This window comes from Gluconacetobacter aggeris (assembly GCF_014174395.1).
Lineage (GTDB): Bacteria > Pseudomonadota > Alphaproteobacteria > Acetobacterales > Acetobacteraceae > Gluconacetobacter > Gluconacetobacter aggeris.
On the sequence record NZ_JABEQD010000014.1, the window covers coordinates 16803 to 31004 of the forward strand.

Below are 14202 nucleotides of genomic sequence, written 5' to 3' on the forward strand. Positions count from 1 at the left end.
CAGGTCCAGGAACGGCAGGATGACGCGGTGAAACCAGCTCCTTTTTCCTATCACCGGCTACAGACCGTGGCCGAACTCGTGGGGTTGAAGGCACGGCTGGGTGATGCGGCTGTCATCCTGGCCGGCGGGCAGAGCCTGGTGCCGATGCTGACCCTGCGCCTGTCCCGGCCGGAGCATGTGATCGACGTGAACGACATCGTGGAGATGGACCACATTCTGCCCGAGCAGGACGGGTTGCGGATCGGAGCCCTGGTCCGGCATCAGCATGTGGCCGAGAGTGCGGTGGTGGCGACGCACCTGCCGTTGCTGAGGCGCATGGCCGGCGGGGTCGGCAATTACGCGGTGCGCCAGCGCGGCACCATCGGCGGCAGCCTGGTCCTGGCCGATCCGGCGGCGCACATGCCGCTGGCCGCCCTGCTGTTCGATGCGCGGCTGGTGCTGCGTTCGGCGCGGGGTGTCCGTACCGCGGCCTATCGCGATCTGTATCGCTCGCCCCTGAACTGTGCGCTGGACGCCGGGGAGGTCGTGGTGTCGGTCTGTTTTCCGCGCCAGCCCGAGGCCATGCGGGCGGTGGCGGAGATGTTCCATGTCACGGCCGGCAGTTTTCCGGCCCTGATCTGCGCCGTCCGGCTGGTTGCCGATGCGCAGGGGGGACTGGCCGGGCTGACGATCGTGGTGGCGGCCGGGGCCGTGCGGCCGCCGGTCATGGAGGGCATGTTCGACGATCTGCGCGGCGTGCGTCCCGATGCGGCCCTGCGGGGCGAGGTCGTGCGGCGGGTCGTGGCGCATATGGGCGGGCTGATCGGGCAGGACGCGGCCGGTCGCTACCTGTTGTCGGTGCTGGAGGGGCGCATGGCCATGTGCCTGGCCGGGGCGGCCGGTGATACGAAGGAGGGGGCAGGCGCATGATCATCAGCCTGACGGTCAATGGCGAGGTCCGGGATGTGGCGGTCGAGCCGCATTACCTGCTGTCGGACGTGCTGCGGGACCGGTTGGACCTGACGGCGACCCATGTCGGTTGCGAGCAGGGGATCTGCGGGGCCTGTACCGTGCTGGTCGACGGGCAGCCGGCGCGGGCGTGCCTGCTCTTTGCCGTGCAGATGGAGGGCCATGCCGTCACCACGCTGGAGGGAGGGGCTCCGTCGGTCGAACTGCGGGCATTGCGCGCGGCCTTCCATACGCATCATGCCCAGCAATGCGGGTTCTGCACGCCCGGGATATTGATGACGTTCGCCGCCTATCTGCGCGACCATCCCGATTGCGACGAAGCGGGCGTTCGCGCGGTGCTGGGCGGCAATCTGTGCCGCTGCACCGGCTACGGGCCCATCGTGCGGGCGATCATGGCGGCTTCCGCCGCCTTGCGGGAGGTGGCGGATGTCTGAGCGCGAGGCGTATGTCGGGCAGCCGCGGCCGCGCCGCGAGGACCACCGGCTACTGGCCGGGCTGGCGCGCTATGTGGACGATATCAAGGTCGCGGGGGCGTTGCATGCCGCCTTCCTGCGCTCGCCGCATGGGCATGCGCGCATCGTCTCGATCGACGTGACGGCCGCGCTGGAGCTGCTGGGCGTCGTGACGGTGGTGACGGGGGAGGATCTGGCCGAGGATGTGACCGACCTGACCGTCGCCCCGCCGATCGAGGGTCTGCGGCCCACCAGCATGCCGGTCATGCCGGTGGACCGCGTGCGGTTTCAGGGCGACCTGGTGGCCTGCGTGGTTGCCGCGGATCGTTACGTCGCCGAGGAGGCGATGGAGCGCATCGTGGTGGAATATGCCGAATTGCCGGCGGTTTCCGACATGTTCGCCGCCTTGCGGGACGACAGCGTGCTGGTCGACGAGGCGCTGGGCACCAATCTGGTGGCCCGGCGCGTCCATCGCGCCGGCGATCCCGAAGCCCGCCTGGCCGCCGCGCCCCGGGTGATCGAGGCCGAATTCCACCAGCAGCGCCAGACCCATGCGCCGATCGAGACGCGCGGCTGCATCGCGCAGTGGGACCCGGGCCGCGAACATCTGACACTGGTGATCGGCTCGCAGGTACCGCATCCGCTGCGCACGCAGATCGTCCGACGGCTGGGACTGCGCGACAGCCAGGTCAGCGTCTCCTCGCCCGATGTCGGGGGCAGTTTCGGCCAGAAGATCGCCCTGTATCGCGAGGAGCTGGCCATATGCGCCCTGGCGCGGCGGCTGGGGCGGCCGGTCCGCTGGAAGGAGGACCGCATGGAGAACCTGCTGGCGGCCTGCCATGCGCGCGAGCAATGGTGCCGCACCCGGGCGGCGGTGGACGATACGGGGCGCATCCTGGGCCTGACATTGGAGATGGTCGAGGATTTCGGGGCCTATTGCTTCTATCCCGCGAACTACATTTCCGAGGTCGTGGGCATCATCCTGACCGGGCAATACGGGATCGCGGATTACGGTTACGAGATCCGGGTCGCCCTGACCAACAAATGCGGGGTCGGCCCGATGCGGGCCCCCATGGCGATGGCGAGCTGGGTGATGGAGGGCACGCTGGACGTCATCGCCCGGCGGCTGGGGCTCGATCCGGCCGAGGTCAGGCGCCGAAACATGCTGGCCGACCAGGCGCTGCCTTATGTCATGCCGGGCGGCGAGACGCTGCTCGACGTCAATTGCGCCGAGACGATGGAAACTGCGCTGGACGAAATCGGCTATGCTGCGCATCGCCCGCATGACGATGGCCGGTACCTCTACGGGCTCGGCCTGTGCAATGTCGTGGAATCGACGACCTACGGGTCGCGCTTCTACAAGAATTCCGGCATCGGCGGCTCGGGGCACGAGGCCGCGCGCATCATCGTGGAACCAGATGGCACGGTCAGCGCCTCGGTCGGGATGGCGGCCGCGGGCCAGGGATACGAGACCACCTTTGCCCAGGTCGTGGCCGACGGGGTGGGCGTGCGCCCCGACGACGTGGCCGTCACGTTGGGACATAGCGACACCTCGCCCTATGGCATGGGCAGCCGGGGCGGGAGGGGGGCGACGGCCGGCGGGGGAGCGCTGTATCTCTGCGCGGCGGAGGTGCGGGCGCATCTGCTGCGGCTGGCGGCCCACCGGCTGGGTCTGAACGCCACCGATGGGCTGGGACTGCGGGACGGCAGGATCGTATGGGTGCGCGCCGGCGGGAGCGAGGAGACCGGCCTGGACGTGGCCGACCTGGCGCGCACGGCCTATTTCGACCCGCTGGCCCTGCCGGAGGGGATGCGGCCGGGGCTGGAATTCTATCGCACATACGATCCGCCGCCGATGACGTTCTCGAACTCCACCCACGCGTGCCGGGTGCGGATCGCGCGCGAGACCGGGCGGCTGGAGATCCTCGATTATCTGGTGGTGGAGAATTGCGGCACCGTCATCAACCCGCTGGTCGTTCATGGGCAGCAGGCGGGCGCGGTGGCGATGGGATTGAGCGGCACGCTGCTGGAGAACGTCGTCTACGACCAGGCGGGCCGGAATCTGTCGGCCACGTTTGCCGACTACACGATCGCCACCGTGGCCGACATTCCCGCCATTCGCATCATCGCACGTGCGACGCCGTCATCCCGTACGCCGCTGGGGCTGAAAGGGATGGCGGAAGGCGGCGTCATGGGGGCGATCGGCGCCGTGGCGAACGCGGTCAACGACGCCCTGTCGGTTGTCGGCGCGCAGGTGACGTGCCTGCCGCTGACGCCGATGCGGCTGCATGCCGCGATCCATGACGGGATCGGCCGGGCGGCACAGGGACAGGAAGGATAGAAAGAGAATGTCGCAGCAGAAACGGCGGCTCGGCTTTATCGGGCTGGGGCAGATGGGCGCGCCGATCGCCGTGCGCCTGCTGGAAGCGGGATATCGGGTCACGGTTCACACGCGGACGCGGACCTCGGCCGCGCGGGTGCAGGAGGCCGGGGCCCGCTGGGTCGACAGCGTGGCCGAGGTCGCGCGCGCGGCCGACGTGATCCTGACCATGCTGGGGATGCCCGACGATGTGCGGCAAATCTACCTGGGCGATGACGGATTGCTGGCCCATGGCCGGGCCGGGCAGGTCTGTCTGGACCTGACGACCTCCAGCGCCTGTCTGGCGGCCGAGATCGCGGCCCGCGCCGAGGCGATAGGGATCGCGGTACTCGATGCCCCGGTTTCAGGCGGCGTGCCGGGGGCGCGGGCGGGTACGCTGTCGATCATGGTCGGCGGCGATGCGGCGGCTTTCGCGCGCATGCGGTCGATGCTGGAGCGGGTGGGTGCCACGATCTGCCGGTTCGGCGGTCCCGGCGCGGGCCAGCGGGCCAAGGCCTGCAACCAGATCGTGATCGCCGGGACGATGATGGGCGTCTGCGAAGGGCTGGCCCTGGCCGGGCGGGCCGGCCTGCAGCAGCAGGACCTGCTGCGGATGCTGGCGGGTGGCGCGGCGGGCGGCTTTCTGGTGCAGCATATGGGGCCGCGCATCGTCGCCGGGGATTATCGGGCCGATTTCTATGTCCGGCATTTCCTCAAGGATCTGGGCATTGCGCTGCGCGAGGCCGAACGGCTGAAACTGGTGCTGCCCGCGACCGAACTGGCCCACCGCCTGTATGCCCGCCTGGAGAAGGAGGGCAGCGCGGCGCTGGGGACCCAGGCCCTGGCGACCTTGTACGGGCCGGAGAGCATGATGCAGAAGGAACATCATCCATGAACATCGAAGGGCAGCACGAGATCGCGGCACCTGTCGACATTGTATGGCGGGCGCTGAACGATCCGGAGATCCTGCGGCGCAGCGTTCCCGGCTGCACGCTGTTCGAACTGTCGGGACCCGACGAATACGCAATCCAGGTCGAGGCGCGTATCGGGCCGCTTTCTGCGCGGTTCGGGGGCAAGGCGCAGATTTCCGATATCGTGCCGGGCCGTTCGTATGTGCTGTCCGGCCGGGGGCAGGGCGGGGCCGCCGGCTTTGCCCAGGGGATGGCGCGTGTTCGCCTGGAGGCGCGCGATGAGGCGACGCTGTTGCATTACGAGGGCAGTTTCGATGTCGGCGGCAAGCTGGCCTCGGTCGGCGCGCGCATGATCGACGGGCTGGCGCGGGACAGGACGGAGGATTTCTTCCGGGCCTTTTCCGCGATCGTCGTCGGCGGAGAGGCCGCCGCGCCCGAGCCCGCGCCCGGCCCCGCAGGCCGCGCGGCGATGGAGGGAGGGACGATATCGAAGATCGCGCTCGTGCTGTCCGGCATGTCGCTGCTGCTGGCGCTGGCGGCGTTGCTGCGGGCGGGGCGTCGCCGCTAGACAGGCGGCCGGTCAGGCGACCGCCTGCGGCGCGGTATTGCCGTTGGAGAGGGATTCGAGCCGTTCGCGCATGAAGGCCACGAATTGCTGGACCGGAAGGGAGATGTTGGGCTGCGCCCGGGTGAACAGATGGACCGATGCCTCGGTGCAGAGCCGGTTTTCGATCGGCAGGGCGACCAGTGTGCCGGCATCGATTTCGGCCCGGACGGCGAAGACCGGCAGGAAGGTGATGCCGCGCCCGGACAGGACGAACCGCTTGAGGATACGGAAGGCGTTCGATTCCAGTTCGGGGAAGATGTGCACCCCGTGATTGACCTCGATGCTCTTGAGCAACTTGCGGATGCCGTGGCTGCGGGTCGGCAGGGCCAGCTTGCGGTCCAGGATGTCCTCGATCGTCATATGGCTGCCGGCACTTTGGGCGTCCTGCGCCGACAGGATGGCATAGAGCGGCTTGTGGGTATGCAGGATCATGTTGATGCCGTTGAAATCCTCCATATTGTAGGATAGCCCGATCTCGGACACGCCGTCCGACACGGCTTGGCGGATGTCGTCGGTGCTGCCGACCGTGACGCGGACGCGGATGCCGGGATGCCGGTCGGAAAAGGGCAGGACGGCGCGGTCTGTCAGGTCCTCGACGAAGCCGTCGCCGCAATGTACCGAGATCTGGTGGATGCGGTGCCGTTTCTGGTTCGACAGATAGGCCAGGAGTTTCTTGTTTTCGTCCATCTGCTGGCGGGCATATTCGGCGATGACCATGCCCGTCTCGGTCGGGATGATGCCGCGTACGGTGCGTTCGAACAGCGGCACGCCATAGCGGATCTCGGCATCCGAAATCTTGCGGCTGATCAGCGAGGCCGGCAGGCCGAGCGATCTGGCGGCGTCGCGCACGGATCCCAGGCGTGTCACCTCCAGCACGCATTGCAAGAAGCGGGCATCCAGGCAGCGATCGAACGACTGAATGGTGTCCATGATCCGTCCTTTCCCCCCGGATATCCTGTCCTGGAGGTGAATATGGCGACCCGCTTTTCGACGCGGGCCAGCGTGACGATTTCTATTTCGATGACGGATCGGACCAGACTCTCCTGTTTCTGTCCAGAATTTTCTTGTGCGAAGAGCCCGCCGCCCCGGGCGGATACTGGATGACGGGGCGTCCGGTATTGATGCGCGTCGTGTCGGACGATACGCTCGGCCGCGATGGGCGGGTTTCCGACGGGACGGGCGGCAACGTTTTCTTCGCTCGGTGCGCCGCGAAGCACGGGAAGGGCGCGTCGGGTCGTCGTTGGCGTGCGTTTTCGGGCGGCTTCCAGGAGGGGATGTCATGAGGAACGATGATCGCCCGCGGTCGCGCGCGTGCCGGCAGGCAGTCGGTGCGGTGATGGGGATTGCCCTTCTCGCCGGGCAGGTGCCCGCCGTCGGATCGGCCCGTGCGGAGCGTGCGCCGCCGCGTCCGACGATGTGGTATTGGCATAACTGGACCGATCATGATGGCATCAGCCACATGACGAAATGTCCGGTGCGGGATTTCGATCTGAAGACCATGTCGGCGCCTGCCGGGCCGCAATGGCAGGACCGGTTGAAGAGCGGCCATGCGCAGGTGATCTTTACCGTGCAGCCGGCGCATTGGAATGGCGTCTGGCATCCGGACCCGACGGTGCAATGGATCATTCCACTGCGGGGGACGTGGTATGTGACTGCCATGGATGGGCACAAGGTGGTGATGGGGCCGGGGGAGGTCTCGCTGGGAGAAGACCAGTTGAGCCGGAAGGACGCGCAGGGGCGTGTGGGGCACGATGCCGGGAATGTGGGGGATGGGCCGGTGGAGTTGATGGTGATCCAGACGGATGAGGTGCCGACGGTGGATCGGCCTTGCCGGTTCGGGTGAGGGGGAATGAACCGCCCCGGATGATGCCCTGTCACCCCCGGACCGCGCTTCGGCCGCGTGATCGTGCGGCGGGCAACCGAGAAACCGTCCCCGCCCCACTGAAGATTCATTCAGGTCGAATTCCGCCCTCATGCTCCGGGAGCGCGATCCCCGGAATGCGAACCGTGCCCCGGCTGTGCAGCCAGGCGAACCCTTTTCCGGCGAGTACGACCAGGCCGTTCGCCAGCAGCCCCACCCAGCCGACATTGACGCCGCCGACGGCGATGCCCGCCCAATAGAGCGACATGGCGGTCATATCCCCCGCGACGATCCCGGCCGCCAGGAATGGCGGGGGAACTGCGACGCGGCCCAGCATGCATATGACACAGGGAAGCAATTGCGGAACGCCCAGATACAACATGGTGTTCAGCGTGGTCATGACTCCGTTGGCAAATTGCGTGCCCGCCACCGAACAGAGCAGATAGATCGCGATGACGATCCGCGCCCCCTGTCTCTGCCGGCCGTCCGACAGGCCGTGCAGCAGGTTGCGCGATACCAGGGCGCCTATCGTCAGGCACGCGGCCGCCGAGACGACCAGGGCCGCTAGCGTGACCGCCGCGATGACGATACCGGACAGTGCCCCGGGAAGCAGCGCGCCGGCAACCGCGACAAAAACCTCGTTCGGCGTGCCGGCTGCGACCCGCGACTGGATCGCGAAGCTGGCAACGGCGATCAGAAACGGGAACATGACGAGATAGAGCGGCATGATGATCTGGGTCCGCCGCACGATCCGGGCCGACCGGCTGGTGAAGTTGAACGCGAATGCCTGGGGGACGAGGCAGAAGCCCACAGCCTGCAGGAGGATCGTGGAGATGTCGAAACGCATCTGGCGCGGGGAGAGAGGCGTCGAAAGGACCGCCGGGGCATGCCGCGCCTGCGGCGGAAGATGCCCGATGGCGCGCAGCGACACCGCCCCGACGACGACGATCGCCGCCAGGAGCAGGATGTCCTTGATGATGGAGACATAGGCCGGGGCACGGATGCCCGAGACGATGACATAGGCAAAGGTCAGGACGGCGGCCCCGCATACCGCCGCCGAGGGCGGGATGGGCCAGCCCAGCCCGTGGAATGCGACCAGGAATCCGGTGAACTGCATCACGCCCATCGGAATCAGGAACAGGATCGAACTGATCGCGACGACCAGTTCCAGGCCCCGATGACCGAAATGGGCCCCGAACAGGTCGGCGACCGTCACCGCGTCGTAGCGGCGTCCCATCGTCCACAGGGCCGGGGACAGGAAATAGGCGACGGGATAGGCCAGGACGATATATCCCAGGAACCACACCGCGAAGGATGTTCCGTTCGCGATTACGCCGGCGGGAAATCCCAGGATGCTCCCGACGCTGTAGCTCTCTCCGGCGGAGAGAAAAAACACCAGGAATCCGCCGAATTTTCCCGAGGCGACGAAGAAGTCCTTCGCGTCGTCGCGGGCGTTTCCACGCCCGGACACAAGTGCCACGACAAGCGAGGACAGCAGGATCGCGCAGAAGGCCGCGATCGGCATGGCATGGCCGGCGTGGGGCGGGAAGGCAAGGGGATCGCCAGGCTGCCCGGTCATGGCGCGTCGCGATCGAACAGGAGCCAGCACAGGCCAAGGCTGGCCGATGTCAGGAAAAACCACAGATAGATCCATAGCAGCAGCACCGGCTGCCCCAGCAGAAGCTGGCCGGAAAACCGGTTCAGCCAGGGTAGAGGCAGAACGATCCCGCAGGCGGGAACCCCGCCGCCCAGTCCCAGGCGCAGGATTGTCCGCACGCCCTTGCTTCCGGTCTTCATGCCGCCCCCTTGGTCCGGTGCCACGCAGGCCCGAACCGATCCTGTCGTTTCGTTTCGATTCCGGCCATATCCGGCTACCCGCATGCGTCCGCGCCCGCAAGGCGGACAAGCTGCTCCGTGACCCGGTACGAAGAGAGAAAATCCGCCACCGGCAGGCATTCGAAGCGGGAATGGAAATTCAGGGCGCCGGTAAAATAATTGGGAGTCGGAATACCGCGCGCCGAAATCACCGCGCCGTCCGTCGATCCGCGCATGGCGATGACCTTCGGTGCGATGCGCAGCGCCGTCATGGCGCGCGTCAGCAGGCTCACCGAGCGATCGTCGCCGGGCAGGCTCTCCGCTATGTTTCTGTATCGCTCGGAAAAGACGCAGGAGAATCCCGCCCTGGGATGACGCCGCTCCATCCGTTCGACATGCGCCAGCACCGTCCGGCGGCGCGCCGCCATCGCGGTCCAGTCGAAATCGCGGAGCGACAGCGACAGGACCGCCTCCGCGCCGTTCGCCTCGATCGCGGTGAACAGGAAATAGCCCTGCCGGCCGTCACTCTGTTCCGGCACGTCCATCGGATCGAACAGCGACATGAATTCGGCCGCCAGCGTCACCGGATTGACCAGCCGCCCTTTGGCCGACATGGGATGTGCCGGGACACCGGTAATGCGAATCGTCGCGTTGACCGCATTGAATGTTTCATAAACCATCTCGCCCAGCGCGCAGGCGTCGATCGTATAGGCGAAATCGGCGGGAAAACGGGCTAAATCCAGCGCCCGCGCACCATTCAGGCCGATTTCCTCGTCGGGCACGAAGGCGACGACGACGTCCCCCCGCAGCGGAACCGCGTGCGGCAGGCGAGCCAGCAACGTCATGATCGTCGCGATCGCCGCCTTGTTGTCGGCCCCCAGCACGGAAGAGCCGTCACCGAAAATGACCTCCTGGCCGGCATGCCGATCCAGCTCGGGATGGTCGGCCGCGCGCAGCCAGATCCCTTCCCGTGCGTTCAGGCACAGATCCGCCCCCTCGTAGCGCAGGATCTGCGGCCGGATCTCCGGCGCCAGCCCGACATCCACGGTGTCGAGATGCGCGACGAAGCCGATGGCCGGGGCCTGGGGCACGGTCCCGGGCAGGCGTGCCGTCACGCAACATGTGTCGTCGTCCAGATGCACGTCGCGGATTCCCGGCAGCGTGGCCAGTTCCCGCGCCAGCGCATCGGCCATCTTCCGCTGGCCGGGGGTGCTGGGCAGGCCGGACGCCGCCGCGTCGCTCTGGCTGGGAATGGACAGGTAGCGGAAAAAGCGCCCTGTCAGCTCATGTCGCAGCATGTCGTCCGGATCGCGCGCCGCGTCCGGAGGGTTCTCGCACATTGTTGGATGACTTTCCTTGGATATGCCAGGCGGGGCGCGGACGAACCTGGGGGCGATCCTAATATTGCAGGCTGACCCGGCCGCCGATGAAGCGCGGCTCGCCGGAAAACCAGAGATAGGTCGTCGTGGTCTGTCCTCCGGCCACCGCGTACTGGCGATTCAGCAGGTTGGTGGCATAGACCGTCGCCGACCATGGCCCCTTCAGGGGCCGGTAGGTCATATGGGCGCCCAGCAGGAAATAATTGGGCAGCCGCTGATATCCCAGTCCGCCTGGCGTCAGGGCCTGGGAATCGCGGTATGTCCAGTCCAGGCCGGTTTCCCACTGATAATGCGTGAACACCGGCAGCCGGTAGTCGGCCGAACCGTTGAGGGTCAGCTTGGGAATGCCGGAATCGACGCCGCCATAATCCTGGTAGAAGGGCTTCCACACCCCCGTCGCGGCATAGTACGCATCGACCGTCGCCAGATTGACCTGCTGGAACTGCTGGAATTTTCCGCGCTCGTAGCCGAAATTCTGCTGGATGAAGAGATATTTCACTGGGTGGATTTCGGTATTGAACTCGATGCCCCAGACTTCGGATTTGGGAATATTGGTGTACCGACCTAATGTTCCATAATTCGGGGCGACATAGATGCCCAGGATCTGCTGGTCGTGGTAATCGTAATAGAACGCGGCCCCGTTCAGGCGGAAGACGTTGGGAATGATGTCGCTCTTGAATCCGGCTTCGTACGCCAGCACTGTTTCCGGCTTGAAGGGCGTCAACTGGTCCTGGACGACCGTGTCGTTGGCCGAAAATCCGCCCGGCTTGAAGCCCTTGGAGACCTTGAAGTAAAGCTGGAGGTTCCGGCGCGCCTGCCACTGTATGCCGGCATTGCCGCTGAACTGGTTGGCCTCCGCCCCCTCGTCGTGGAATTTCAGGGACGCGATCTGCTGCAGGCTGGCGTTGTAATGGTTCGTTTCCAGGCCGAGCATCTGCCGGTCGTCGGATTCATGCGTGATGCCGCCGAACAGCGTCACATGCGCCGGCAGGCGGTAGGACAGGTTCGCATATTGCGAGAAGGTCTGCTGGTTCTGCCGGAATGGCGTCTCGGTCATGAATCCCCGGTAGTCCAGGAAATCGTAGTAGAAGCTCTGCAACACCCTGACCCGGTTGTAGAACGCCCCGACCGCCCATTGCAGGGGCGCCTGACGGGCCTGCGACGCCAGGCGCAGTTCCTGCGAGAAGGAGTTGGCGACGATGTTGCGATAGGCGTTGCCGGTCGAGTAGGTCAGGCCGTCCTGGTCGGTGAACTCGCCCTCGCGCTCGGTTTCGTAGGCGCTGATGCTCTGGAGCGTCGCGAAGCCCAGGTCGCGCCGCATCCTCAGATCTGCGCCCCAGAACGTATTGTGTTCGCTGGGATACAGCGTCGACGGGCGGCCGACCAGTTGCGCGAACGGCCGGGTCATGTTCCAGTTCGCCTGCTGGTAGGACGGCATGGGGTTGGAGAATGCGGGCAGCACGTTCTTGACCGGACGGCCCACGATGACGTTGGAATCGTCCTGGACCCAGTGCCCGGTCAGCATGATTTCGGTCTTCTCGTCGGGCGTCCAGCGAAGCTTGGCCCGCAGGCCGCCCTCCTGCGCATCGCCGAGATGGGTGTGGTTCATCGGGCTGTACTGCCATCCGCCGCCATGCATGGTCTGGCCGGCGATGCGGAAGGACAGGTTGCGGGCCAGTGGTCCGGACACATACAGGTCGGTCCGGCTGCGGGCATAGCTGGCGATATCCTCCGTCACCCCGCCATGCCAGGTATCCGTCGGGTCGGCGGTATGGATATTCACCTCGCCCCCCGAATCCGCCATGCCATGCGTCGTGCCCACCGGGCCCGGCACGATATCGACATTCGCAAGGTCGAACATCATGCCGTTGGACATGGTGCTGAGTGGAAAGGCGACTCCGTCCACATAGGTCATGACCGATGACATATTGTTCTGGGTGAAATCGCTCATGCCGATGCCGCGGATGAAATAATTGGTGCTGGCCGTGCCCATCAGCGACTGGATCGTCACGTTGGGGGCCAGGTTCTGCAGGTCGGTATTCCTCACCACGCCCTTTCTGGTCAGGGTTTCGCCCGTCAGGCGGGTCGCGGAGTCCGGCTGGGTCTGCGCCTCCTGAAAATGGAAATAGCGGCGCACTGTGCTGACGGTGATGTTTTCGGCCCTGGACGCGCTGCCCGCCTTGGACCCGCCATTGGCCCCGGGCGCGCCGGTCGTCCTGGCGTGCGGGCTGTCCTGCGGCGCGGACGCTGCCCGGGCATCGCCCTGGCCCAGATACAGGGAGCAGGCACCCGCCATCAGCAGGATCTTCAGGCCAGGCGCCGTGCCTGTCCTGCACGTGGCCGGGGGGAGGGCCGGGGTACCGGGATCGATCGTCATATGTCTGTCCTTTTCCTGTGCATATCTGTTCGTCAGGATATTTTTGTCCCCTGACGTGTATTCGGTAAAGAATTTCTGTATTTAATTACTTGTTGTTCGTTGTATTTTTCAATAAAATATCGACGAATACGGAGTCATATCTCTTCCAGGCCACACCATTTCGATATGAATACGGAAAGTGTGCAGGTGACGGACTTCAGCGTGTCCAGGTCGACATATTCGTCATATCCGTGCGCATTGGCGCCCGAAACGCCGTAGCTCAGGCTGGGAATGCTGAAATAGCGCCCATAGAACCGGCAATCCGTGACGGCCGGCAGGACGATTTCCTCCGCCTCGGTCCCGGTGACGTCGCGATGCGCGGCACGCACCGTGTCCTCGAAAGCCGATCCCGGCGGCAGGACATAGTCCTCGGCCTGGAAGCCGTTCCAGACGATTTCCGGCCCGTTGTCGCGCAGGAACGGGTCGCGGCGTGCCGCTGCCTCCACGACGGCCGCGATATCGGCGCGAAAGACGGCAAGGTCCCGGCCGGGCGGCACGCCGATCCGGCAGTCGACCGCGCACCAGGCGGGAACGCTGCTGGCCCAGTCCCCGCCCCTGATCCTGCCCACGTTGAACTTGATCGGGTTTTCGATCCGTGAGAACCACGGGTCGTCTCCCAGAGTTCGGTTCAGCCGCGCCACCTCCTGCTGGATGGCCGACAGGATCGGATAGGCCGAAAGGATCGCGTTCGCGCCGCTGCCGGCGGAATGGACGTGAACCGGATTGCCCCGCACCACCAGCCGGAACCACATGACGCCGATAGTGCCCCGCAGGATATTCTGCCCCGTCGGTTCCGGGATCAGGCAGGCATCCGCGCGATATCCCCGCGCCAGGGTGGAAAGCGCCCCATTGCCGGTGCATTCCTCTTCGGTCACCGTCTGGACGTACACGTCGGAACCCGGCGCCTTTCCCAGGCGCCGCAGCGCGTCCAGGGCGAACACCATGGCGCAGACGCCCGATTTCATGTCGTAGCTGCCGCGGCCATACAGGCGTCCGTCCCGGATGACGGGGCGGAAGGGCGGCGACGACCACATCTCCGCCGGCCCTGTCGGCACGACATCCACATGGCCTTGCAGGATCAGGCTGCGTCCCCGCTGGACGGGCGCGCGCAGGGCCGCGACCAGTTGCACCGCCCGCGCGTAATCGGTGTCGTGCACCGGCGAGTATCCGGGCAGGTGGGCGATCGCGACATCGTCCAGCGTATAGCGGTCGACCGCCCACCCGCGCGACCGGAATTCGCGCGCCAGCCAGTCCTGGCAGGGGGCTTCCTCTCCCCGCGTGCTGGGAAAGGATACGAGTTCCGACAGCCATGCGATCTGGCTGGACCAGTTTTCCGCCACCGCGTTCCTGATATCGTCGGTCTTCAGCATCGTCCGTCCTGTCGCTCGTCGTGGGCCATTCATGGGCGGGCGCGGGCTGGCAGCGGCCATGATGGCACGTGAATGGAAATGTCG

At 66.1% G+C, this 14202-nt stretch carries 12 protein-coding genes; 6 read left to right on the forward strand and 6 right to left on the reverse strand.

Annotated elements, in window-relative coordinates; translation table 11 throughout:
• The first annotated feature begins 27 nt into the window (after window positions 1-27).
• The 5 genes from HLH36_RS20115 to HLH36_RS16060 are packed head-to-tail and all read left to right on the forward strand — an operon-like array spanning window position 28 to window position 5238.
• A complete protein-coding gene (locus HLH36_RS20115) occupies window positions 28-909 on the forward strand; it encodes an FAD binding domain-containing protein (RefSeq protein WP_182987343.1) in 882 nt (293 codons plus the stop codon).
• Window positions 906-1382 (forward strand): (2Fe-2S)-binding protein, encoded by a 477-nt coding sequence (locus HLH36_RS16045; RefSeq protein WP_182968851.1) that lies wholly within the window; start codon window positions 906-908, stop codon window positions 1380-1382. The genes HLH36_RS20115 and HLH36_RS16045 overlap by 4 nt, the downstream gene beginning before the upstream one ends.
• Window positions 1375-3741 (forward strand): xanthine dehydrogenase family protein molybdopterin-binding subunit, encoded by a 2367-nt coding sequence (locus HLH36_RS16050; protein ID WP_182987344.1) that lies wholly within the window; start codon window positions 1375-1377, stop codon window positions 3739-3741. Before HLH36_RS16045 ends, HLH36_RS16050 begins: the two co-directional genes overlap by 8 nt.
• A gap of 7 nt (window positions 3742-3748) precedes the next feature.
• Window positions 3749-4654: an NAD(P)-dependent oxidoreductase gene (locus HLH36_RS16055; protein WP_220792892.1), complete on the forward strand. Its 906-nt coding sequence runs from the start codon at window positions 3749-3751 to the stop codon at window positions 4652-4654.
• Window positions 4651-5238: a CoxG family protein gene (locus HLH36_RS16060; protein ID WP_182968848.1), complete on the forward strand. Its 588-nt coding sequence runs from the start codon at window positions 4651-4653 to the stop codon at window positions 5236-5238. The genes HLH36_RS16055 and HLH36_RS16060 overlap by 4 nt, the downstream gene beginning before the upstream one ends.
• A 12-nt stretch (window positions 5239-5250) precedes the next feature.
• Here HLH36_RS16060 and HLH36_RS16065 read toward each other — a convergent pair whose 3' ends face one another.
• Entirely contained in the window at window positions 5251-6207 is a 957-nt protein-coding gene (locus HLH36_RS16065; RefSeq protein ID WP_182968847.1) for a LysR family transcriptional regulator, read from the reverse strand.
• Between the two features lie 349 nt (window positions 6208-6556).
• Here HLH36_RS16065 and HLH36_RS16070 point away from each other — a divergent pair, with 349 nt between their 5' ends.
• Entirely contained in the window at window positions 6557-7120 is a 564-nt protein-coding gene (locus tag HLH36_RS16070) for a cupin domain-containing protein (RefSeq protein WP_220790570.1), read from the forward strand.
• A 106-nt stretch (window positions 7121-7226) separates the two neighbouring features.
• Here the strand turns inward: HLH36_RS16070 and HLH36_RS16075 are convergent, their stop codons facing one another.
• The 5 genes from HLH36_RS16075 to HLH36_RS16095 form a co-directional block, all read right to left on the reverse strand.
• Window positions 7227-8717, reverse strand: coding sequence for a sodium:solute symporter family protein (locus tag HLH36_RS16075; RefSeq protein ID WP_246376955.1), 1491 nt, complete (start codon window positions 8715-8717; stop codon window positions 7227-7229).
• Window positions 8714-8935: a DUF3311 domain-containing protein gene (locus HLH36_RS16080; RefSeq protein ID WP_182968846.1), complete on the reverse strand. Its 222-nt coding sequence runs from the start codon at window positions 8933-8935 to the stop codon at window positions 8714-8716. Before HLH36_RS16080 ends, HLH36_RS16075 begins: the two co-directional genes overlap by 4 nt.
• A gap of 74 nt (window positions 8936-9009) precedes the next feature.
• Window positions 9010-10293, reverse strand: a complete 1284-nt coding sequence (gene pepT, locus HLH36_RS16085) for a peptidase T (protein ID WP_246376957.1) — start codon at window positions 10291-10293, stop codon at window positions 9010-9012.
• Between the two features lie 58 nt (window positions 10294-10351).
• Window positions 10352-12709 carry a TonB-dependent receptor gene (locus HLH36_RS16090; RefSeq protein WP_246376959.1) on the reverse strand — a complete coding sequence of 786 codons (2358 nt, stop codon included), beginning with the start codon at window positions 12707-12709 and terminating at the stop codon, window positions 10352-10354.
• 134 nt (window positions 12710-12843) lie between these two features.
• The gene (locus HLH36_RS16095) at window positions 12844-14118 is read right to left on the reverse strand and encodes an ArgE/DapE family deacylase (protein ID WP_182987346.1); all 1275 of its coding nucleotides are present in this window, start codon (window positions 14116-14118) and stop codon (window positions 12844-12846) included.
• Window positions 14119-14202: the final 84 nt, after the last annotated feature.